Annotated in this window: 19 protein-coding genes; 5 read left to right on the top strand and 14 right to left on the bottom strand. The window is 60.6% G+C overall.

The window, feature by feature from the left end; translation table 11 throughout:
- Window positions 1-80: 80 nt before the first annotated feature.
- Window positions 81-623, top strand: a complete 543-nt coding sequence (locus AACY11_RS13460) for a TetR/AcrR family transcriptional regulator (protein WP_339494961.1) — start codon at window positions 81-83, stop codon at window positions 621-623.
- A gap of 177 nt (window positions 624-800) precedes the next feature.
- Complete coding sequence (locus AACY11_RS13455) at window positions 801-4,271, top strand: hybrid sensor histidine kinase/response regulator (RefSeq protein ID WP_339466727.1); 3,471 nt, start codon at window positions 801-803, stop codon at window positions 4,269-4,271.
- A 93-nt stretch (window positions 4,272-4,364) separates the two neighbouring features.
- Here AACY11_RS13455 and rmuC read toward each other — a convergent pair whose 3' ends face one another.
- On the bottom strand, window positions 4,365-5,729 hold the full coding sequence (rmuC, locus tag AACY11_RS13450) for a DNA recombination protein RmuC (protein ID WP_339433723.1): 1,365 nt from the start codon (window positions 5,727-5,729) through the stop codon (window positions 4,365-4,367).
- A 175-nt stretch (window positions 5,730-5,904) separates the two neighbouring features.
- Window positions 5,905-6,228: a sel1 repeat family protein gene (locus tag AACY11_RS13445; RefSeq protein ID WP_339494959.1), complete on the bottom strand. Its 324-nt coding sequence runs from the start codon at window positions 6,226-6,228 to the stop codon at window positions 5,905-5,907.
- A 965-nt stretch (window positions 6,229-7,193) separates the two neighbouring features.
- On the opposite strand from AACY11_RS13445, the gene AACY11_RS13440 reads away from it, so the two are divergent.
- From AACY11_RS13440 to AACY11_RS13430, 3 genes are all read left to right on the top strand, one after another.
- Window positions 7,194-7,418 (top strand): hypothetical protein, encoded by a 225-nt coding sequence (locus AACY11_RS13440; RefSeq protein ID WP_221732211.1) that lies wholly within the window; start codon window positions 7,194-7,196, stop codon window positions 7,416-7,418.
- 276 nt (window positions 7,419-7,694) lie between these two features.
- A complete protein-coding gene (locus AACY11_RS13435) occupies window positions 7,695-8,177 on the top strand; it encodes a hypothetical protein (protein ID WP_221732210.1) in 483 nt (160 codons plus the stop codon).
- A gap of 146 nt (window positions 8,178-8,323) precedes the next feature.
- Window positions 8,324-9,595, top strand: a complete 1,272-nt coding sequence (locus AACY11_RS13430) for an OmpP1/FadL family transporter (protein ID WP_339494958.1) — start codon at window positions 8,324-8,326, stop codon at window positions 9,593-9,595.
- A 77-nt stretch (window positions 9,596-9,672) separates the two neighbouring features.
- Here the strand turns inward: AACY11_RS13430 and AACY11_RS13425 are convergent, their stop codons facing one another.
- The 12 genes from AACY11_RS13425 to bluB form a co-directional block, all read right to left on the bottom strand.
- Window positions 9,673-10,233, bottom strand: coding sequence for a glutathione peroxidase (locus AACY11_RS13425; RefSeq protein WP_339433687.1), 561 nt, complete (start codon window positions 10,231-10,233; stop codon window positions 9,673-9,675).
- A 54-nt stretch (window positions 10,234-10,287) separates the two neighbouring features.
- Window positions 10,288-10,410: a hypothetical protein gene (locus AACY11_RS13420; RefSeq protein ID WP_339433688.1), complete on the bottom strand. Its 123-nt coding sequence runs from the start codon at window positions 10,408-10,410 to the stop codon at window positions 10,288-10,290.
- The gene (locus tag AACY11_RS13415; RefSeq protein ID WP_339433689.1) at window positions 10,407-11,615 is read right to left on the bottom strand and encodes an MFS transporter; all 1,209 of its coding nucleotides are present in this window, start codon (window positions 11,613-11,615) and stop codon (window positions 10,407-10,409) included. The genes AACY11_RS13420 and AACY11_RS13415 overlap by 4 nt, the downstream gene beginning before the upstream one ends.
- A gap of 52 nt (window positions 11,616-11,667) precedes the next feature.
- The gene (locus AACY11_RS13410; RefSeq protein ID WP_339433690.1) at window positions 11,668-12,072 is read right to left on the bottom strand and encodes a MarR family winged helix-turn-helix transcriptional regulator; all 405 of its coding nucleotides are present in this window, start codon (window positions 12,070-12,072) and stop codon (window positions 11,668-11,670) included.
- Window positions 12,073-12,161: 89 nt separating this feature from the next.
- The gene (locus AACY11_RS13405) at window positions 12,162-12,893 is read right to left on the bottom strand and encodes an adenosylcobinamide-GDP ribazoletransferase (protein ID WP_339433691.1); all 732 of its coding nucleotides are present in this window, start codon (window positions 12,891-12,893) and stop codon (window positions 12,162-12,164) included.
- Between the two features lies 1 nt (window position 12,894).
- Window positions 12,895-13,470 carry an alpha-ribazole phosphatase family protein gene (gene cobC / locus AACY11_RS13400; protein ID WP_339466651.1) on the bottom strand — a complete coding sequence of 192 codons (576 nt, stop codon included), beginning with the start codon at window positions 13,468-13,470 and terminating at the stop codon, window positions 12,895-12,897.
- On the bottom strand, window positions 13,467-14,522 hold the full coding sequence (cobT, locus tag AACY11_RS13395; RefSeq protein WP_339494956.1) for a nicotinate-nucleotide--dimethylbenzimidazole phosphoribosyltransferase: 1,056 nt from the start codon (window positions 14,520-14,522) through the stop codon (window positions 13,467-13,469). Before cobT ends, cobC begins: the two co-directional genes overlap by 4 nt.
- A complete protein-coding gene (gene cobU, locus AACY11_RS13390) occupies window positions 14,519-15,040 on the bottom strand; it encodes a bifunctional adenosylcobinamide kinase/adenosylcobinamide-phosphate guanylyltransferase (protein WP_339433694.1) in 522 nt (173 codons plus the stop codon). Before cobU ends, cobT begins: the two co-directional genes overlap by 4 nt.
- 87 nt (window positions 15,041-15,127) lie before the next feature.
- Window positions 15,128-16,579: a cobyric acid synthase gene (locus AACY11_RS13385; protein ID WP_339494955.1), complete on the bottom strand. Its 1,452-nt coding sequence runs from the start codon at window positions 16,577-16,579 to the stop codon at window positions 15,128-15,130.
- Window positions 16,576-17,568 (bottom strand): threonine-phosphate decarboxylase CobD, encoded by a 993-nt coding sequence (gene cobD, locus AACY11_RS13380; RefSeq protein ID WP_339433696.1) that lies wholly within the window; start codon window positions 17,566-17,568, stop codon window positions 16,576-16,578. The genes AACY11_RS13385 and cobD overlap by 4 nt, the downstream gene beginning before the upstream one ends.
- Window positions 17,561-18,469, bottom strand: a complete 909-nt coding sequence (gene cbiB / locus AACY11_RS13375; RefSeq protein ID WP_339466656.1) for an adenosylcobinamide-phosphate synthase CbiB — start codon at window positions 18,467-18,469, stop codon at window positions 17,561-17,563. Before cbiB ends, cobD begins: the two co-directional genes overlap by 8 nt.
- Complete coding sequence (bluB, locus tag AACY11_RS13370) at window positions 18,466-19,116, bottom strand: 5,6-dimethylbenzimidazole synthase (RefSeq protein ID WP_339433698.1); 651 nt, start codon at window positions 19,114-19,116, stop codon at window positions 18,466-18,468. The genes cbiB and bluB overlap by 4 nt, the downstream gene beginning before the upstream one ends.
- Window positions 19,117-19,118: the final 2 nt, after the last annotated feature.

Here is a 19,118-nt window from a genome sequence, read left to right as displayed (position 1 = left end):
GCAAAAGCTAATTTTTTGCTTTTGCGGAGTGTGCTACCGCTCAACGCTTAAAGCAAATTCTTTGTGTTAAGGTCTGCCGCATGGCTATTAAAGAAGGTTTACGCCCCGGCGGTCGCAGCGCCCGGGTGCAAGAGTCGATTCACTCGGCCGTTCGCGCTCTCCTGCAAGAACAGGAGCGCTCGAGCGTGACCGTCCCGCAAATCGCGGCGCGTGCCGGCGTTACGCCATCGACGATTTATCGGCGCTGGGGGGATTTGGCAGCGTTGCTGGCCGACGTTGCCCTCGCCCGCATGCGCCCCGACAGCGCGCCGGCTGAAACCGGTAGCCTGCGCAGCGATATTCGCGCGTGGGCCGAGCAGTATCTCGATGAAATGAGTTCCGAACCTGGGCGCAACATGATGCGCGACGTGCAGGCGAGCGCCACGCCAGGCTATTGCGTGACGATTATCGGGGCGCAGTTACAGACCATCATCGAGCGCCATCCTAACGAGCCGGCACCGAGCGTTGATCGGCTGATCAATCTGGTGGTGTCGCCCGTGGTGTTTCGCATCCTGTTTTCGGCGTCGGCGCTTGAGGTGGAAGAGTTGCATCGGTTGATCGATATTGCGCTGAAACAGGACTGATGCTGTCGCTGGCTTGCCAGCGATGAAGCCAGCCCAGTCACCATGAAAAACACCCGGTTCCCTCCCCGCGACACCCCGCCACGCCACGACCTTGGTCGACACTGACTAACCGCCACACTCATGCGAGACTGTCCGCCCGGGCAGGAGTGCCGGGGAGTCTTCTGTCGGGAGTGTTGCATGTCGTTGTCCACCGGGCTGATCGCCGCCGTTGCCCTGGCCTATATGGCCATCATGTTCGCCATCGCCTTCTACGGCGACCGTCGCAGCACACCGTTGCCACCGCGAATGCGGGCCTGGGTGTACAGCCTGTCGCTGGCGGTTTACTGCACCAGCTGGACATTCTTCGGCGCGGTCGGCCAGGCCGCTGAACAATTGTGGGCATTCCTGCCGATTTACCTGGGGCCGATCCTTCTGTTAGTGGGCGCACCGTGGGTTCTGCAAAAAATGGTAATGATCAGCAAACAGGAGAACATCACCTCCATTGCTGACTTCATCGCGGCGCGCTACGGCAAATCACAATCGCTGGCGGTGGTCGTCGCGCTGATCTGTCTGGTTGGCGTCCTGCCCTATATCGCCCTGCAACTCAAAGGCATCGTCCTGGGCGTGAACCTGTTGATTGGCGCCGGCGTCGACGCCATGGGCACTCGCGGCCAGGACACGGCGCTGATCGTGTCACTGGTGCTGGCGCTGTTCACTATCGTCTTCGGCACCCGCAACCTCGACGCCACGGAACACCACCGTGGCATGGTGTTGGCCATTGCGTTCGAATCGCTGGTCAAGCTGTTCGCGTTTCTGGCTGTCGGTGCCTTCGTGACCTACGGCCTCTACGACGGTTTCGACGACCTGTTCAACCAGGCGATGCTCGCGCCGCGCCTTGAGCAATACTGGAAAGAGACCATTAACTGGCCTTCGATGGTGGTGCAGACCGGCGTGGCGATGATGGCGATCATCTGCCTGCCCCGGCAGTTCCACGTCACGGTGGTCGAGAACATTGATCCGCAGGATCTGCGCCTGGCCAAATGGGTCTTCCCGGCGTACCTCGCCTTGGCCGCGCTGTTTGTCGTCCCGATCGCCCTCGCCGGTCAGATGTTGCTACCGAGCGACGTGCTGCCCGACTCGTTCGTGATCAGCCTGCCACTGGCGCAGGCCCATCCGGCACTGGCGTTACTGGCATTTATCGGCGGCGCATCGGCAGCCACCGGCATGGTGATTGTCGCCAGTGTGGCGCTGTCGACCATGGTCTCCAACGACATGCTGTTGCCGTGGTTGCTGCGGCGCAAAAACGCCGAGCGCCCGTTCGAAGTGTTCCGTCAGTGGATGCTCTCGGTGCGCAGGGTCACCATCGTGGTGATCTTGCTGCTGGCTTACGTCAGCTATCGCTTGCTGGGCTCGACGGCGAGCCTGGCGACCATCGGCCAGATCGCTTTCGCCGCGGTCACCCAACTCGCTCCGGCCATGCTCGGCGCCTTGTACTGGAAACAGGCGAACCGCCGTGGCGTCTTTGCCGGCCTCGCCGCCGGCACGTTCCTGTGGTTTTACACGCTGGTTCTGCCCATTGCCGCCCACAGCCTGGGTTGGTCGCTGAGCAGTTTCCCGGGGTTGGCGTGGCTGCACGGCAACCCATTGAACCTGCCGATCTCGCCCCTGACTCAGGGCGTAGTGCTGTCACTGGCGGGTAACTTCACCCTGTTTGCGTGGGTCTCGGTGTTATCCCGCACACGGGTGTCGGAGCACTGGCAGGCCGGGCGTTTCATCGGCCAGGAAATCAGCGCCCGCCCGAGTGCGCGCTCGATGCTGGCGGTGCAAATTGACGACCTGCTGCAACTGGCGGCGCGGTTTGTCGGGGAGGAACGCGCACGGCAGAGCTTCATTCGTTTCGCTTACCGTCAGGGCAAAGGCTACAACCCGAACCAGAACGCTGACGGCGAATGGATCGCCCACACCGAGCGCTTGCTGGCCGGCGTACTCGGCGCGTCTTCGACGCGCGCGGTAGTAAAAGCCGCTATCGAAGGTCGGGAGATGCAACTGGAGGACGTCGTGCGTATCGCTGACGAAGCTTCCGAGGTCCTGCAATTCAATCGTGCGCTGCTGCAAGGTGCGATTGAAAACATCACCCAAGGCATCAGCGTGGTCGACCAGTCACTGAAACTGGTGGCCTGGAACCGTCGTTATCTGGAACTGTTCAACTACCCGGAAGGCTTGATCAGCGTCGGCCGGCCGATTGCCGACATCATTCGCTACAACGCCGAGCGCGGTTTGTGTGGCCCGGGTGAAGCGCAAGTGCATGTTGCCCGACGCCTGCACTGGATGCGCCAGGGCCGAGCGCACACCTCTGAACGCTTGTTCCCCAATGGTCGGGTGATCGAGTTGATCGGCAACCCGATGCCCGGCGGCGGTTTCGTCATGAGTTTCACCGACATCACCGCATTCCGCGAAGCCGAGCAGGCTCTGACCGAAGCCAATGAAGGATTGGAGCAACGGGTCAGCGAACGGACGCAGGAATTGTCGCAACTCAACGTCGCATTGACCGACGCAAAGGGCACCGCCGAGGCGGCAAACCAATCGAAAACCCGTTTCCTCGCCGCCGTCAGTCATGACCTGATGCAGCCGTTGAACGCCGCACGGTTGTTCTCTGCCGCCCTCTCCCATCAGGACGACGGCTTGAGCAGCGAGGCGCAGAAACTGGTGCAGCACCTCGACAGTTCGTTGCGCTCGGCTGAAGACCTGATCAGTGATCTGCTGGACATTTCCCGTCTGGAAAACGGCAAGATCAATCCCGATCGCAAGCCGTTTGCCGTCAATGAACTGTTCGACACGCTGGGGGCGGAGTTCAAGGCGCTGGCCCAGGAACAAGGTTTGACGTTCCGCGTGCGCGGCAGTCAGTTGCGCATCGACAGCGACATCAAGTTACTGCGACGAATTTTGCAGAACTTCCTCACCAACGCTTACCGTTACGCAAAAGGCCCGGTTTTACTGGGTGTGCGGCGACGCGTCGGGGAATTGTGTCTGGAGGTCTGGGATCGCGGGCCTGGTATTCCGGAAGACAAGCAGCACGTTATTTTCGAGGAGTTCAAACGCCTTGACAGCCACCAGACGCGCGCCGAAAAAGGCCTCGGCCTTGGGTTGGCGATCGCCGACGGTTTGTGTCGCGTGCTCGGTCATACGCTGCGGGTGCGCTCTTGGCCGGGGCGCGGCAGTGTGTTCAGTGTCAGTGTGCCGTTGGCTCGCACGCAAACCACACCGGTGGGCGTCGTTGCCGAGATCAATGGCAAGTTGCCGAGCGGCGCGCAGGTGCTGTGCATCGACAACGAAGACAGCATTCTGATCGGCATGAACAGCTTGTTGAGCCGCTGGGGCTGCCAAGTGTGGACGGCGCGCAATCGTGAGGAATGCGCCGCGCTGCTCAGCGAGGGGGTGCGGCCGCAATTGGCGCTGGTCGACTATCACCTTGATCACGGCGACACCGGGACGGAGCTGATGGCGTGGTTGCGCACGACTCTGGGCGAGCCGGTACCGGGCGTGGTGATCAGCGCCGATGGGCGCCCCGAGATGGTCGCGCAGGTACACGCGGCGGGCCTGGATTATCTGGCCAAACCGGTGAAGCCGGCGGCGTTGCGGGCATTGCTGAGTCGGTATTTGCCGCTGTAAATCTCGGGTTTGCAGCGAAACGACTGATGCCTTCGCGAGCAAGCCCGCGCCCACCGGGTTGGGGTGCCCCTTGCAGGCGCGGGCTTGTGGTGATTATTCGGGTAGCTCGACCAGCCCATCGACATCCGTCATCGCCCGCTCGAGCAAATCTGCCGGCAAGCTCTTGCTGGCCCGCGCGCCCAGCAGCTTGAGCTGTTCACTGCGACTGACCAGATTGCCGCGCCCTTCTGTCAGTTTGTTACGCGCCGAACTGTAGGCTTTGTCCAATTGCTGCAGGCGATTGCCAACTTCGTCCAGATCCTGAATGAACAGCACGAACTTGTCGTACAGCCATCCGGCGCGCTCGGCGATTTCCCGGGCGTTCTGGCTCTGGCGTTCCTGCTTCCACAGGCTGTCGATCACCCGCAGAGTCGCCAGCAACGTGGTCGGGCTGACGATGACGATATTGCGGTCAAATGCGTCTTGAAACAGGCTGGGCTCAGCCTGCAATGCAGCGGAAAACGCCGCTTCGATCGGCACGAACAGCAAGACGAAATCCAGGCTGTGCAAGCCCTCCAGGCGCTTGTAATCCTTGCCGGCCAAGCCTTTGACGTGATTGCGCAGGGACAGCACATGTTGCTTGATTGCCACCTGCCCCAGCGTGTCGTCATCCGCCGCCACATATTGTTGATAGGCCGTGAGGCTGACCTTGGAGTCGACCACCACTTGCTTGTCGCCCGGCAGGTAAATGATCACGTCGGGCTGGAAGCGCTCACCGTCCGGGCCTTTGAGATTGACCTGGGTCTGATATTCGCGGCCCTTTTCCAGACCTGCGTGTTCCAGCACGCGCTCAAGAATCAGCTCGCCCCAGTTACCTTGGGTTTTCTGGCCTTTCAGGGCGCGGGTCAGGTTGGTCGCCTCGTCGCTCAAACGCAGGTTGAGCGCTTGCAGACGCTCCAGCTCCTTGGCCAGCGAGAAACGCTCACGGGCCTCGGCCTGATAGCTTTCTTCCACGCGTTTTTCGAAGGATTGAATGCGTTCCTTCAGCGGATCGAGCAACTGGCCGAGACGCTGCTGGCTGGTTTCGGCGAAACGTTGTTCACGCTCATCGAAGATCTTGCCCGCCAGCTCGGCGAACTGCGCACGCAACTCATCGCGCGAGCCTTGCAGGTCGTTGAGGCGTTGTTGATGGCTTTCCTGCTGCTCACGCAGTTCGGCATTCAGCGAAGCCGCCTGAGCGTCGAGGCGGCGCAGTTCAGCCTCTTTGTTGGCACGCTCGATGTTCCAGGCATGGGAGGCGTCACGGGCGTCATCGCGCTCGATTTGCAGCAGTTCGACTTCGCGGCGCAGTGCCGCCAGATCGGCCTGTTTGGTCGCGTTGGCCTGACCGAGGTCAGCGACTTCGTCGCGGCTGGCATCAAGCTGAGCGCTGAGCCCGTCCTGCGCCAATTGCGCCATGGCCAGCCGCTCTTCGAGCAAGGCCACCTCGGCTTGTCCGGTACTCGCCCGGCGTTGCAGTTGCCAGGCCAACGCCAACAATGGCAGCCCAGCGCCTGCGAGACCGAGCAATACGCTGGTCAAGTCCATAGCCATAGCGACTCCTGCCGATCCGATAAAGCCTGAAGGGTAACGAAGGTGTCAGAACTTGGACAGCTCAGTCTTCGATGAGGCCAAGTTCCTGTTGCGCACGACGGTCACCGGCGCGGGCGGCCTGACGCAGCAGATCCTGACCAATGCGACGGTCCCGGGCATTACCGCACTCGCGGCACATCAACTGACCGAGACGACTTTGTGCGGCGACCACGCCTTCACGCGCCGGTTGCTTGAGCAGGCGGCCAGCCAAGTGTTTGGCGTTATGGCTGTCACTCAGGCGCGGACTGTCGAGCAACCATTCGGCCACACGCACGGAAAATCGCTTGGGAGAGGTAACACGGAGATGTTCTGACGTAACAGAGTCTGGTACTGAGCGAAACTTCATAAAGCACTGTGGGACAGATCGGAAGGCGCGCCACTTTACTCTCTTTTTCTTACAGGTAAAGTCGAAAAACAACCCGGCACGCCCGTGCTAGAGCAAGCGCTCGGGACAATCCACAGAAGCTGTGGATAACTCAGTGGACAACCGCTCTCCAACCCTCGCAAAGCCTTGTGGAATGGGGCCCGCAGTCAAACTGACGATTTTTTCACCAACAAAAAAAAGCGATGTTTTTCATTGACTTAAACTTTCGATACAGGCAGCCACCGGAGTCAGGATTGATGTGACAGCGTCGTTACAGCTTGCGCAACTAATGTGCACAAGTGCCTGTTACCCGGTTATATCAATGCGCTTTTTCGGTTCGTTTTGGCACCCTGACTAACGATAAAGGCCTCTGAGGCGCCGTTTCACGGATATGTCTTCGCCGACCGACGGTCGAGATGTGAGCCAATCCGGGGCGCCCCAGCGAGGTCGTTTCGCGAACTCCGCTCGCTACTGCAATCTTTTTCAACGCAGGGTTTGCTTTGTCCAATTCGATCCGTTAGTATCCGCGGCGTTAGTACCAAGCTGAAAGTCAATTCCGGTCGAACACATCCCCACGGTCAACCTTCTTCCAAGAAGCCACTACCGAAAAAAGCGGGATCGACGCCTCGATGGTTTCCAGGTAAATCTTGCGACAACACAGCCTTTGAATGAATGCAAAGGGTGTTGCGAAGGCCACTTACTCTGACCGAACCAACCTGCAAATTGATCAGGATCTTCACCCCGGGCCCAGAACCTTTGTCCTTGATGTGTTGCCTGCCCTCCTAAGTACCTACCTGCCAGCCCAAGCGCGCCAACTTAATAGCGCTTCAAACTGGCTGCTTTGTTCCAGTCGGGTTCTTCGTTCGACCAATGGTGGTCGACGTTACTGGAACGTTTTAACGTTGCACGGTTCTTAACCGTGTCATTTGTAGGAACACCTAATAACTATGTCTGCTCAAATTCATACTCAGGATGCCATTCGCACCCTAACCAACGCTTTTGCACCAATGAACTGCCTGATCATGGCCGCTCGCAAAGGCTGCTTCAGCTTCACCGTGGTCAATGAACACGGGATCGCCCGCCACAGCGAGCGTCTGTACCCCGATCAATACTCCAGCGCCGAACCGCTGCAGGCCGTGATCGATCGTACACGTCAGGCCCTGATTGCCTGAGAGCCGAAAAGGCTGCAAAAAGCAAAAGCCCTGCTTAAAACGCAGGGCTTTTTATTGCCTGATGTTTCATTTTTTACCCTCGACGCCTAAGCACTATCGGATATAACGGTTATAACTCACTGCCGGAAATATTTTAAAAACAGGCCTTTACGTCGCAAATATGACACTACACTTCAACTCAAGCGGCGTGATCCGCTTCCGGCGAGCCTGAGTCGATCCACCGCTGCCAAGGCCACCTTCAGGTATCGCCGCCCAATAACAAGATCCGAGGGCTTTATGGGTATCGCTGCCAGCGAACTGTGTCGCTACGTGATCCGTCCTACGCTGATTTATCTGGGACGCCATTGCGCAACCGCCGAATCCCTTTTGCTGGGCATTGCAGCCAGCCAGTCCGACCTCGGGTCCGCCCTGCATGACCGCCGAGGCCACGGCCTCTACCGCATCGCCGAGCATCGCCATCAGGCACTCTGGGATGACTATCTGGCGCTCGATCCGGAACGCGCCAGCCTGGTTCGCGGACTGGCCAGCCAGCATGCCTTTCTCAGCAGCCCGCACCTGGAATTGACCGTCAACCTGCGTTACGCCACGGCCATCGCCTGGCTGCTGGTGGAAGAACAAAACCCCACCCTTCCCGCCCCCAATGATCTGCTCGGCATGGCGCGGATCTGGCGTCAGACTTTTCAGCCCCAGGGTCGCCTGCGGGACTTCACTTATGCATGGCAAACCTGTGTTTCACCACTGAATCAGGTCGCTTGCTGACTGACCAGTTTTTCAAGATCGCCCATCATGTCGTCATTCTGGTCGGATTGTCCTACAAAACCGCTCTAACTCAACGCATACGGACTATAGCGCCGGAACGAAAATGTTGGTAATTTTCGCCCCGGTGATCACCAGGAGTTCTAATAATGAAAAAAGTAATGCTCAAAACCACCCTTAGCCTCGCCGTTGCCATGGCATCCACGCAGATTTTCGCCGCTGGCTTTGCCATCAACGAACACAGCATTAGCGGGATGGGGACGGGTTACGCCGGGCGATCTTCTTCTGCCGACGACGCAAGCACTGTTTATGGCAACCCTGCCGGCATGTCGCGCCTCAAGCGCGAACAAGTCACTGGCGGTGTTGCATTCCTCGATGCCAAGACCGATATCAGCGACGGTAGCTCCAGCCCTAACGGCGGCAGCAACAAAGGCGACATGGTGCCCTTCACCTCCGTACCTATGGGCTTCTACGTCAAACCGATCGATGAGCATTGGGCATTTGGTCTGGGGGTTTATGTACCGTTCGGCCTGATTACCGACTATGAAAAAGGGTTTGCCGGTCGTTACTTCGGCAGCAAGTCCGAAGTACAGGTCATCACCTTTCAGCCAACTGTCAGCTACGCCTTCAACGACAAGGTGTCGATCGGTTTCGGCCCGACCATCAACCGCATCGACGGCACACTGGAATCCAACCTGTCGATCACTCAGGCCCTGCCGGATGGCAAGGTCAAGATCAAGGGCGACGACACCGCACTGGGCTACAACATCGGCGTGCTGGTACAAGCCACCGACACCACCCGACTGGGTCTGACGTATCACTCCAAAGTCGACTACAAGCTTGAAGGCAACACCAAGGTCAACTACGGCGCACTGGCGCTGGCCGGTCTTAGCGCCAGCCAGAAGTACGATGCTTCGCTGAAGATCACCACGCCTGAGTCCATCGACTTCTCGGTCACCCAAGCGATCAACGACCGCTGGAACGTCTATGCCGGTTCCACCTGGACCCGTTGGAGCCAACTGGAAAAAATCACCGTCAAGAACTCCGGCGTACAGCCTGCATTGGCCGGTCAGTTCGGTGAAATCACCGAAGACCAGAACTGGCACGACTCCTGGGCTTACGCCGTGGGCACGTCGTACCAGTTGAACAAGGAGTGGGTACTGCGTACCGGCCTGACGTTCGACCAGTCGCCGACCAACAACGTCGACCGTTCGCCACGCATTCCTACCGGCGACCGGACGATCTTCAGCATCGGCGCTGGCTGGAGCCCGACCGAAGACCTGACGATCGATGTCGCTTATTCGTACCTGAAGGAAGAGTCGGTCAAGATCCGCAACGAAAACGATCGCGGCCAGAACTACAACTCCAAGTATGAAAACTCGGCAAACGGTTTCGGTCTCGGCGCAACCTACCGCTTCTGATGCTGTCAGGCGAGGCTAACCCCTCGCCCACTAAAAAGCCCCGCCTCGGTAAAGAGCGCGGGGCTTTTTCATTTAGATCAGGGTTTCAGCGGCTTTGAGGCAATGGCTTTCTCGATCGCGGCGAGAAACTCCGGATCATCCGGCTTGGTCAGGCTGGAGAAATTGGCGATCACTTTGCCCTGGCGATCCACCACGTATTTGTAGAAATTCCACTTCGGCGCACTGCTCTGCGCAGCCAACACCTGAAACATATGCGTGGCGTCATCACCCCGAACCTTCTGCGGCTCGGTCATGGCGAATGTCACGCCGTAGTTGGCATAGCAAACCTTGGCAGTCTCAGCGCTGTCCCTGGACTCCTGTTTGAAGTCGTTGGAGGGCACACCGAGCATTTCCAGACCTTGCGCCTTGTAGCGCTGATTGAGTGCCTCGAGGCCTTCGAACTGTGGCGCGAAACCACAGAAACTGGCGGTGTTGATCACCACCAGCGGTTTGTCGGCGTACTGCTTGCACAGATCAATGGAATCCTTGGCACGCAATTTCGGCAATGAGCCTTGCAACAATTCCGGACAGTCAGCGGCCTGGGCCAGGCCAGCCAACGCCATCAGCAACGCGGGAACCGCACACCAGCGCATCAGCATTTCGAGCCTCCTTGAGCAGTCGTCAGAGGTCGACGTTACTCGCCACGCCTGCTTCTAGCAAATACTCGTGCCCAACTGCATCAAGGCCAGGCCGCCCTGATGCCAGCCCCACCACACCAGCGCCAGCAAGGCGACGCCGAGCGCGGTGAGGGCAATTCGTGACCACAAACGACTCATGCAGCGCCCGCACTGGTTTGCAGGCGTGCGACAGGACGCTCGCGCACCGGCCAGTTCAACGCCGCCGCCAACAGGCTCAGAAGTATCGCCACTTGCCAGATCAAGTCATAACTCCCGGTACGGTCATACACCACCCCGCCCAGCCAGCCACCGAGGAACGCACCAAGCTGATGGAACAGAAACACGATGCCACCAAGCATGGACAGGTTTCGCACGCCGAACAAGGTCGCTACCGTACCGTTGGTCAACGGCACCGTCGACAGCCACAGAAACCCCATGGCCATGCCAAACACATACGCCGATGTCGTTGTCACCGGCAGCCACAGGAACAACGCGATCACCACCGCTCGCAGCAAATACAACGCTGTCAGCAACCGTGGTTTGGACATGCGGCCACCGAGCCAACCGGCGGTGTAGGTGCCGAAGATATTGAACAGTCCGATCAGCGCCAGCACCGTGGTGCCAACCGTGGCCGGCAAGTGCTGATCAACCAGATAGGCCGGTAGATGCACGCCGATAAACACCACCTGAAAACCACAGACGAAAAAGCCGAAGGCCAACAGCCAGAATCCGGAGTGCGAACAGGCTTCACGCAGGGCTTGCGAGAGCGTCTGTTCATGACCGAGTACTGGGAGCGGGTTGTCTTTGAGCATGCTCACCAGCGGCACAATAAGCGCCACCAACAGACCCAACACCAGCAGCGCAGCCGACCAACCGAGCCAGCCGATCAGACCCAGCGTGCCTGGCAACATGGCGAACTGGCCGAAGGAGCCGGCAGCGCTGGCAATGCCCATGCCCATGCTGCGTTTCTGCGGGGGCACCGCGCGACCGACGACGCCCAGGATCACCGAGAACGAGGTGCCAGAAAGGCCAATGCCAATCAACAGGCCCGCACTCAGGGACAACGTCAACGCCGAATCCGACAGGGCCATGCACACCAGCCCCGCGGCGTAGAGCACGCCACCGATCAGCACCACTTTCGCCGCGCCGAAGCGGTCCGCCAGTGCGCCGGTGAACGGCTGGGCGAGCCCCCAAATCAGGTTCTGCAAGGCGATGGCAAAGGCGAACACCTCACGCCCCCAGCCAAACTGCGCACTCATCGGCGACAGGAACAAGCCAAAACCGTGTCTTATGCCCAATGACAACGCCAGGATCAGCGCACTCCCCAGCAACACCCAACCGCACGTACGCCACATCGATGTCATTGTTGTTCTCCATTCGCGGGTATATACCCGCTTGAGCCCGAAAAAACCGGCGCTACGCCAGTTCGTCGAGCAATCTGAGCAAGGTTTCACGCTTCTCGGCGCCCAAACGATCAATCAATCGCTGCTGCGCCGCTTCCCAGGCTGGCAATGCCGCTGCCAGTCGCTGTATACCGGCCTCGGTGAGCCGGACGATGCGGTTACGCATGTCCTCGCCTTCGGCCAGCGCGACCAATCCCTCGCCCTCCAGCACGCGCACATTGCGTCCCAGGGTGCTGCGGTCCAGGCCCATGGCTTCGGCCAGTTCCGAGATGCTCGGTTGTTCCAGACGCTGCAGATTGCACAGCAAAGAATACTGGGCAACGTTGATCCCGAAGCCGTCGAGAGCGCCGTCGTAATGCCTGCTGACGCCACGCGCGGCGCGACGCAGGTTGGTGCACAAACACTGAGAAGGAAGCATGGTGCGTGTATATACCCGTGACTGTGTTAAATCAAGTTACACATCAGTTTATCAATACGGTTTGTGGCGCGTGATAAGCCAGCCATCCGTCAGACCAAGACCACCCCCACCAACACCGCCATCTCCAGCAATTCAAGCAACGCCCCCGCCGTATCCCCGGTCGTCCCGCCCAGCCGTCGCATCATCACTTGCCGCAGCCAGAAAAACACAACGAGCGCTACAACCAAAGCAACCATCGCTTTGAATCCGGCGATCAGCAAACACGCCGCCGCGCTCAACCCCAGCACCCGCCACCCCGTCTTGCGCGGCAGATGATCGGCCAGCGCTTGCCCCAAGCCACCGGCGCGCACATAGGGGGTGGTCAGAAACAGCCCGAGCAACGCCGCCCGCCCAAGCAACGGCGCGATGATCAACGCCATCGCTTGCTGCTGCTCAATCAGCGCCAGCAAAGCCGCGAATTTCAGCAGCAACACCAGCACCAGCGTCACCACAGCGATCGGCCCGCTGCGCGGGTCTTTCATGATCGTTAACGTACGTTCGCGATCACCAAAGCCACCCAACCAGGCATCGGCACTGTCGGCCAGACCATCAAGGTGCAACGCACCGCTGAGCAACACCCAAACCGTTAACAACAGCGCCGCGTGCAGCAGCAACGGTGCACCCGCCAGCGCCAGGTTCAGCGCCCAAAGGATCACGCCGAACAGCAACCCCACCAGCGGATAAAACAACAGCGAACGCCCAAGCTGTTCCGGCTCAGGCATGCCCGGCAAACGAATCGGCAGGCTGCTGAGAAATTGCAGGGCGATCCACAGCGCCAGCATGTCAGTGACCTTCCTTGAGCAAACCGTCAACCTCGACCGTCAGCGAGAAGAGCGCGCCGTGACCGACTTCAACATTGAGCAACTGTTCACGCGGCAATCCTCGCGCCTGCGCCAGCAACAGGCGCATCACGCCGCCATGGCTGATCAGCAGCACCCGCTCACCCGCATACGCCGCTTGCAGCCGCGCCACCGCCGCCAATACCCGCGCAGAAAAATCACTGACCGGCTCGCCCTGCGGTGGCGTAAACCCATACGGGTCAGCCCAGAACAGCCCTAGCGCCTCGGCATCCGTCTCCATCAGCGCCGCCGCGCTCTGCCCTTCCCAAGCGCCGAAATGCAGTTCTTGCAGATCTTTGTCCAGTTGCACCGGCAGATTCAGTTGTTCACCGAGTTCAGCGGCAAACCGCGCGCACCGCTGCAATGGCGAGCTGACCAAACGATCCCACGGCCCGCCCGCGACGACAGCCGCACGCATCTGCGCCCAGCCCTTTTCGGTGAGCGCGTCATCGAGACTGCCGCGCAAGCCACCACCGAGTTCGGTCTCACCGTGTCGCAGCAGATCCAGACGCAACGTCATGCCGGACGATCCGCCACCGCCGCCTCAGCGAACGTCGCCATCTGTGCATGCAGGTCGCAGGCCAGACGCAGCAGTGGCACCGCCAGCGCGGCGCCACTGCCCTCGCCCAGGCGCAGGCCGAGTTCCAGCAACGGCTCGGCGCTCAGGGTTTCCAGCACATGGCGATGGCCCGGCTCGGCACCGCGATGTCCGAACAGCAACCACTCGCGGCAGGCCGGATTCAAGCGCACCGCGACGAGCGCGGCGACGGTGCAGATAAAGCCGTCGACCAGCACGGCTACGCCTTCCTGCGCACAGGCCAGATACGCGCCGACCAGCGCGGCAATCTCGAAACCACCAAGGTTGAACAGTGTCTGCAACGCATCACCACGCTGCGCGGCGTGCAACGCCAATGCGCGCTCGATCACTTGCGCTTTATGGCTGACACCTTCGGCATTCAAACCGGTGCCGGGGCCGGTCAGGTGCGCCACCGGGCAATCGAGCAAAGCACAGGCGAGCGCACTGGCAGCGGTGGTATTACCGATGCCCATTTCGCCACCGATGAACAACTGCGTACCCGCCGCTTTGGCACGCAACACGCTGTCGCGACCGGCCAGCAACGCGAGCTCGCCTTGCGATTGAGTCATCGCCGAACCCTGAACGAAATTCGCCGTGCCTGCGCCGATATTCAAGTGACGCACTCCCGGCAGATTCAGCGTCGGCGTTACCGTGCCCAGGTCCACCACTTCCAGTTGTGCACCGAGCGTGCGTGCCAGCACGCTGATCGCCGCGCCGCCGCTGACGAAGTTGAGCAGCATCTGCCCGGTCACTTCCTGCGCAAATGCCGACACACCTTCAGCCACAACACCGTGATCACCGGCAAAAATTGCAATCCAGACCTGTTCAAGCGTCGGCTTCACCTGCCCTTGCAGACCGGCCAACTGCACCGCCACCGACTCGAGCCGCCCCAGAGAGCCGGCTGGTTTGGTCAATTGCTGTTGCCGTGCTGCCGCTTGTTCAACGATATCGGCGTTCACCGGTTTGCACGGGTTCAACCACCAGGCTTGGGTCATAAGGCAGGTCCTTTCAGGGTCAGGGGCAGGCCGGCGACGGTCAGGACGACACGCTGACAGCGCTCAGCCAGAGCTTGATGCAGCCAACCGGCTTCATCGACGTAGCGGCGAGTCAATTCGCCCAGCGGCACGACACCCATTCCGGTCTCGTTGCTGACAAAAATGATTTCACCCGGCAAGGACGCCAGGCATTCGAGCAGGGCGTCGCGTTCAGCGACGAGACGCTCAACGTCATCGAGCATCAACAGGTTGGTCAGCCACAGGGTCAGGCAATCGACCAGCAGGCAACGCTCGGCATTGGCGTTTTCGCGCAGGACACGGGCCAGTTCCAGCGGTTCTTCGATGAGCGCCCATTGGGCAGGACGACGAGCGCGATGATGAGCGACGCGGTCATTCATTTCGCCGTCCAGCGGCTGGCTGGTGGCGATGTAGGTGACTGACAGGTTGCTGTCGGTGGCGAGCGTTTCCGCCAGGCGACTTTTGCCGGAGCGGGCGCCGCCGAGGATCAATTGGAGCATGGGAACATCCTGAAAATTATGCATTGAGGCCACCGGCCTCTACGCGAGCAAGCCCGCTCCCACAGAGACCGCGGCAGCCGAAACACCCTAGACCCCACAGAGCTGACGCAACAAATCGGTATCCAGATGCCTCTCCACCAGATCCGCCAACCGTTCGATATCGCGCTCGCGCAACCCGTGATAATCCACGTCCTGCACATCGCTCAGCCCCGCCCAGCGCAGCAACGCCGCACTGGCCGCCGGCGATTCGAACACGCCATGCAGATACGTACCGAACACCTGCCCATCAACACTCTGCGCACCATCGCAACGACCGTCATCGAGCCGCACCGCTGCGTTTTCCAGTGCAGGGCCAGTGGTCACGCCAGCATGAATCTCATAACCGCTGACTTCGGCTTCTTCCAACGCCAAGCGCCCACGCACATTGCGCAGTTGCTTCTCGGCTTCAAGCTGCGTTGCAAACGCCAGCAAACCGAGCCCGGCACTGGAACCGGGCGCCCCTTCAAGCCCCAGCGGATCATGCACCTGCTCGCCCAGCATTTGCAGGCCGCCGCAAATCCCCAGCAGCTTGCCGCCATAGCGCAAGTGACGGTTGATCGCCGTGTCCCAGCCGTTGGCGCGCAGATAGGCCAGATCACTGCGCACGCTTTTCGAGCCCGGCAAGATGATCAGGTCCGCTGCCGGAATCGCCTGCCCCGGCCCCACAAATTGCAGATCAACCTGTGGATGCAAACGCAGCGGATCGAAATCGGTGTGGTTGCTGATGCGCGGCAGCACCGGCACCACCACTTTGAGCACTTGATCGGCCTTGTCGGTCTGGCGCTGGTCGATGCCGTCTTCCGCCTCCAGATGCAGATCCATCACATACGGCAACACGCCGACCACCGGCTTGCCGGTGCGCTGCTCAAGCCAGTCGAGGCCTGGCTGCAGCAAGGCGATGTCACCGCGAAAACGGTTGATGATGAAGCCTTTTACCCGCGCCTGCTCTCTCGGCGACAGCAACTCCAACGTGCCAACCAAATGAGCAAAAACACCACCGCGATTGATGTCGGCAATCAGCAGCACCGGGCAATCAACCGCCTCGGCGAACCCCATGTTGGCGATGTCGCCAGCGCGCAGGTTGATCTCCGCCGGCGAGCCTGCGCCCTCGACCATAACCAACGGGTACGCCGCGCTCAATCGTTCGTGCGAGGCCAGCACAGCCCTCATGGCGATGGCTTTGTAGTCGTGATAGGCCACGGCGTTCATGCTGGTGACGGCGCGCCCATGAATGATCACTTGGGCGCCGGTGTCGCTATTGGGTTTGAGCAGTACCGGGTTCATGTCGGTGTGCGGCTCAAGAAACGCCGCTTGTGCCTGCACAGCCTGCGCCCTGCCGATTTCGCCGCCGTCAGCGGTCACCGCGCTGTTGAGCGCCATGTTCTGCGGTTTGAACGGCACGACGGCGACACCCTGACGGGTCGCCCAGCGGCACAGCGCCGTCACCAACGTACTTTTGCCCGCGTCGGAGGTGGTGCCCTGCACCATCAGGGTTGTCATTTCAATTCCTTGGTAAAGGCCTGCAGCGCCTGTTCGAGACGCGCTTGCTCAGCCGCGTCGGCAGGCAAGCCGAAACGCAGGCTGCTGTTGTGGGTGAAGAGGCGCAGAAGGATGCCGCGACGGGCCATGAATTCGTATAGCGCGGCGGCATGCTCAGTGATCAGCCACTGGAACAAGGCGCAACCGCCGTGGGGTTTGAAGCCGTAACGCTCCAGCACAAGGGCAAGCCTTTCACTCGCCTCGTCACTGCGAATGCGTTGCCGGGTGTGACCTTCAGTGTCGCGCAGACAGGCCCGACCCAACACCCGCGTCGGCCCGCTTACAGCCCACGGCCCGACTTGCTCGGCGAGCAATTTAAGCAACTTGCGCTCGGCCAGGACAAAACCCAGTCGCACCCCGGCCAGACCAAAAAACTTGCCGAATGAACGCAACACAATCAAACCGACCTGATGGGTATGTGCAGCCAGGCTCAACTGCGGGGTGTTGTCCATGAACGCTTCGTCGACCACCAGCCAACCACCGCGCTGGGCCAGCCGTGCATGCCAGTCGAGCAGCCGCGCCGGGCTCAGACTCAGGCCGGTGGGGTTGTTCGGATTGACCACCACCAGCACGTCAAGGTTGTCGATAAAGAAGTCGACTTCCTGTTCGAGCATTTCACGCACGATGTAGCCGCTGCGGCGCCAGGCTTCGGCGTGCTCGGCATAACACGGCGACAACACACCGACTTTGCCAGCCCGACGCAAGCGCGGCAGCAACTGGATGGCCATCTGCGAACCGGCCACCGGCAACACCTGCGAAGCGCCGTAATAATCGCACGCGGCTTGTTCCAGACCGTCGTCGGTCTCCGGCAATCGCGCCCAGGCTCGCAGCGGTATGTCGGGGATCGGAAACGGCCACGGCGCCAGACCACTGGACAGGTCGAGCCAGTCGGCTTCGGCAATACCGTAATCGAGAGCAGCCTTGCGCAGCCGGCCACCGTGCTCAAGCATAGAATTCAGCCCCCACGCAGAGAATCAGCAGCCATAACCATACGCCGCGCTGAACCAATTGCCAGCCACGGTCGATGGAATCGGCATCGGCCTGAACGCCTTCGCCCAGTTGCGGACGCTCATGCAGTTCGCCGTGGTAAATCGCCGGACCACCCAGTTCCACGCCGAGCGCACCGGCTCCCGCCGCCATCACCGGGCCGGCGTTGGGGCTGTCCCATTTCGGCGCCTGGGTGCGCCAGCATTTCAACGCCAGCCGGGTTTTACCGAGCAGTGCGTAGGTCAACGCCACCAGGCGTGCAGGAACGTAGTTGAGTACGTCGTCGATTTTGGCCGCGCACCAGCCAAAACGCTCGAAACGTTCGTTGCGATAGCCCCACATCGCATCGAGCGTATTACTCAAACGGTAGAGGACAACGCCCGGCGCACCCGCCACAGCAAACCAGAACAGCGCGGCGAACACCGCATCGCTGCCGTTCTCCAGTACTGACTCGGTGGCCGCGCGGGCGACGGCGGTGCTGTCCAGTTCATGGGTCTGGCGGCTGACCAGATAACCGACACGCTTACGCGCCTCTTCCAGATCATCGGCGCGCAACGCCTGGGCCACCGGCTCGACGTGTTCGCCGAGGCTGCGCATGCCAAGGGCGCAATACAACGCAAGGATCTCGACAACCCAGCCCACATACGGCGCCCAGGACAATGCAGTGGCCAGCAAGGTCAGCGGCAGCACCGCGATCACCCACGCGGTCACGCCGTGGCTTCGCCAGCCCCGGCCACCGGCGTTGAACCGTTGCTCGATGCGCCCGGCAAAATTGCCGAACGCTACCAGCGGATGCCAGCGTTTCGGTTCACCCAGCAGCGCATCCAGCGCGACCGCGGCGACACTCAACAACGCCACACTCATTGACTCACTCCCCAATAATTTTCATACAGCAACTCATTGAGCGGACGCGCCTGCGCCCACCCTTCGAGTACCAGCATCGGCGCCGGATAGAATTCCTTAACCGGGCCCAGACACAAAACGGCCAAAGGCTTGGCCCCGGCCGGCAGTTTCAGCAGATCGGCGAGCGCTTGCGGCTCGAACAACGAGACCCAGCCCATGCCCAATCCTTCGGCACGGGACGCCAGCCACAGATTCTGAATCGCACAGGACAACGAAGCCATGTCCATTTCCGGCAGCGTGCGGCGCCCGAAAATGTGTTTCTCGCGATCATCCATCAGCGCCGCGACCAGCACTTCGGCGCAGTCGTTGATGCCTTCGACCTTGAGCTTCATGAACTCGTCACTGCGCTCACCGAGGGCCTCGGCGGTGCGGATGCGTTCTTCTTCTACGAGATTGCGGATCTGCCCGCGCAGAGCACGGTCGCTGACGCGGATGAAACGCCAAGGCTGCATCAAGCCGACACTTGGTGCTTGATGTGCGGCGTCCAATAAACGGCGCAGCAACTGGGGCTCGACGGTGCCGCCAGTGAAGTGGCGCATGTCGCGGCGTTCGGCGATGGCTTTGTAGACCGCTGCGCGTTCGGCTTCGGAAAATGCGTTGTCCGTCACGG

The organism is Pseudomonas sp. RA_105y_Pfl2_P56 (assembly GCF_963970845.1).
Classification (GTDB): Bacteria; Pseudomonadota; Gammaproteobacteria; order Pseudomonadales; family Pseudomonadaceae; genus Aquipseudomonas; species Aquipseudomonas baetica_A.
Note: the sequence above shows the minus strand (reverse complement) of the source record. Positions and strands in the feature narration are given on the sequence as shown.

Bases quoted from the DNA above. Each gene is read 5' to 3' on its own strand.
- AACY11_RS13460 (WP_339494961.1), top strand. From the start codon at position 81: ATGGCTATTAAAGAAGGTTTACGCCCCGGCGGTCGCAGCGCCCGGGTG.
- AACY11_RS13455 (WP_339466727.1), top strand. From the start codon at position 801: ATGTCGTTGTCCACCGGGCTGATCGCCGCCGTTGCCCTGGCCTATATG.
- AACY11_RS13445 (WP_339494959.1), bottom strand. From the start codon at position 6,228: ATGAAGTTTCGCTCAGTACCAGACTCTGTTACGTCAGAACATCTCCGT.
- AACY11_RS13440 (WP_221732211.1), top strand. From the start codon at position 7,194: ATGTCTGCTCAAATTCATACTCAGGATGCCATTCGCACCCTAACCAAC.
- AACY11_RS13435 (WP_221732210.1), top strand. From the start codon at position 7,695: ATGGGTATCGCTGCCAGCGAACTGTGTCGCTACGTGATCCGTCCTACG.
- AACY11_RS13430 (WP_339494958.1), top strand. From the start codon at position 8,324: ATGAAAAAAGTAATGCTCAAAACCACCCTTAGCCTCGCCGTTGCCATG.
- AACY11_RS13425 (WP_339433687.1), bottom strand. From the start codon at position 10,233: ATGCTGATGCGCTGGTGTGCGGTTCCCGCGTTGCTGATGGCGTTGGCT.
- AACY11_RS13420 (WP_339433688.1), bottom strand. From the start codon at position 10,410: ATGAGTCGTTTGTGGTCACGAATTGCCCTCACCGCGCTCGGCGTCGCC.
- AACY11_RS13415 (WP_339433689.1), bottom strand. From the start codon at position 11,615: ATGACATCGATGTGGCGTACGTGCGGTTGGGTGTTGCTGGGGAGTGCG.
- AACY11_RS13410 (WP_339433690.1), bottom strand. From the start codon at position 12,072: ATGCTTCCTTCTCAGTGTTTGTGCACCAACCTGCGTCGCGCCGCGCGT.
- AACY11_RS13405 (WP_339433691.1), bottom strand. From the start codon at position 12,893: ATGCTGGCGCTGTGGATCGCCCTGCAATTTCTCAGCAGCCTGCCGATT.
- cobC (WP_339466651.1), bottom strand. From the start codon at position 13,470: ATGACGTTGCGTCTGGATCTGCTGCGACACGGTGAGACCGAACTCGGT.
- cobT (WP_339494956.1), bottom strand. From the start codon at position 14,522: ATGACCCAAGCCTGGTGGTTGAACCCGTGCAAACCGGTGAACGCCGAT.
- cobU (WP_339433694.1), bottom strand. From the start codon at position 15,040: ATGCTCCAATTGATCCTCGGCGGCGCCCGCTCCGGCAAAAGTCGCCTG.
- AACY11_RS13385 (WP_339494955.1), bottom strand. From the start codon at position 16,579: ATGACAACCCTGATGGTGCAGGGCACCACCTCCGACGCGGGCAAAAGT.
- cobD (WP_339433696.1), bottom strand. From the start codon at position 17,568: ATGCTTGAGCACGGTGGCCGGCTGCGCAAGGCTGCTCTCGATTACGGT.
- cbiB (WP_339466656.1), bottom strand. From the start codon at position 18,469: ATGAGTGTGGCGTTGTTGAGTGTCGCCGCGGTCGCGCTGGATGCGCTG.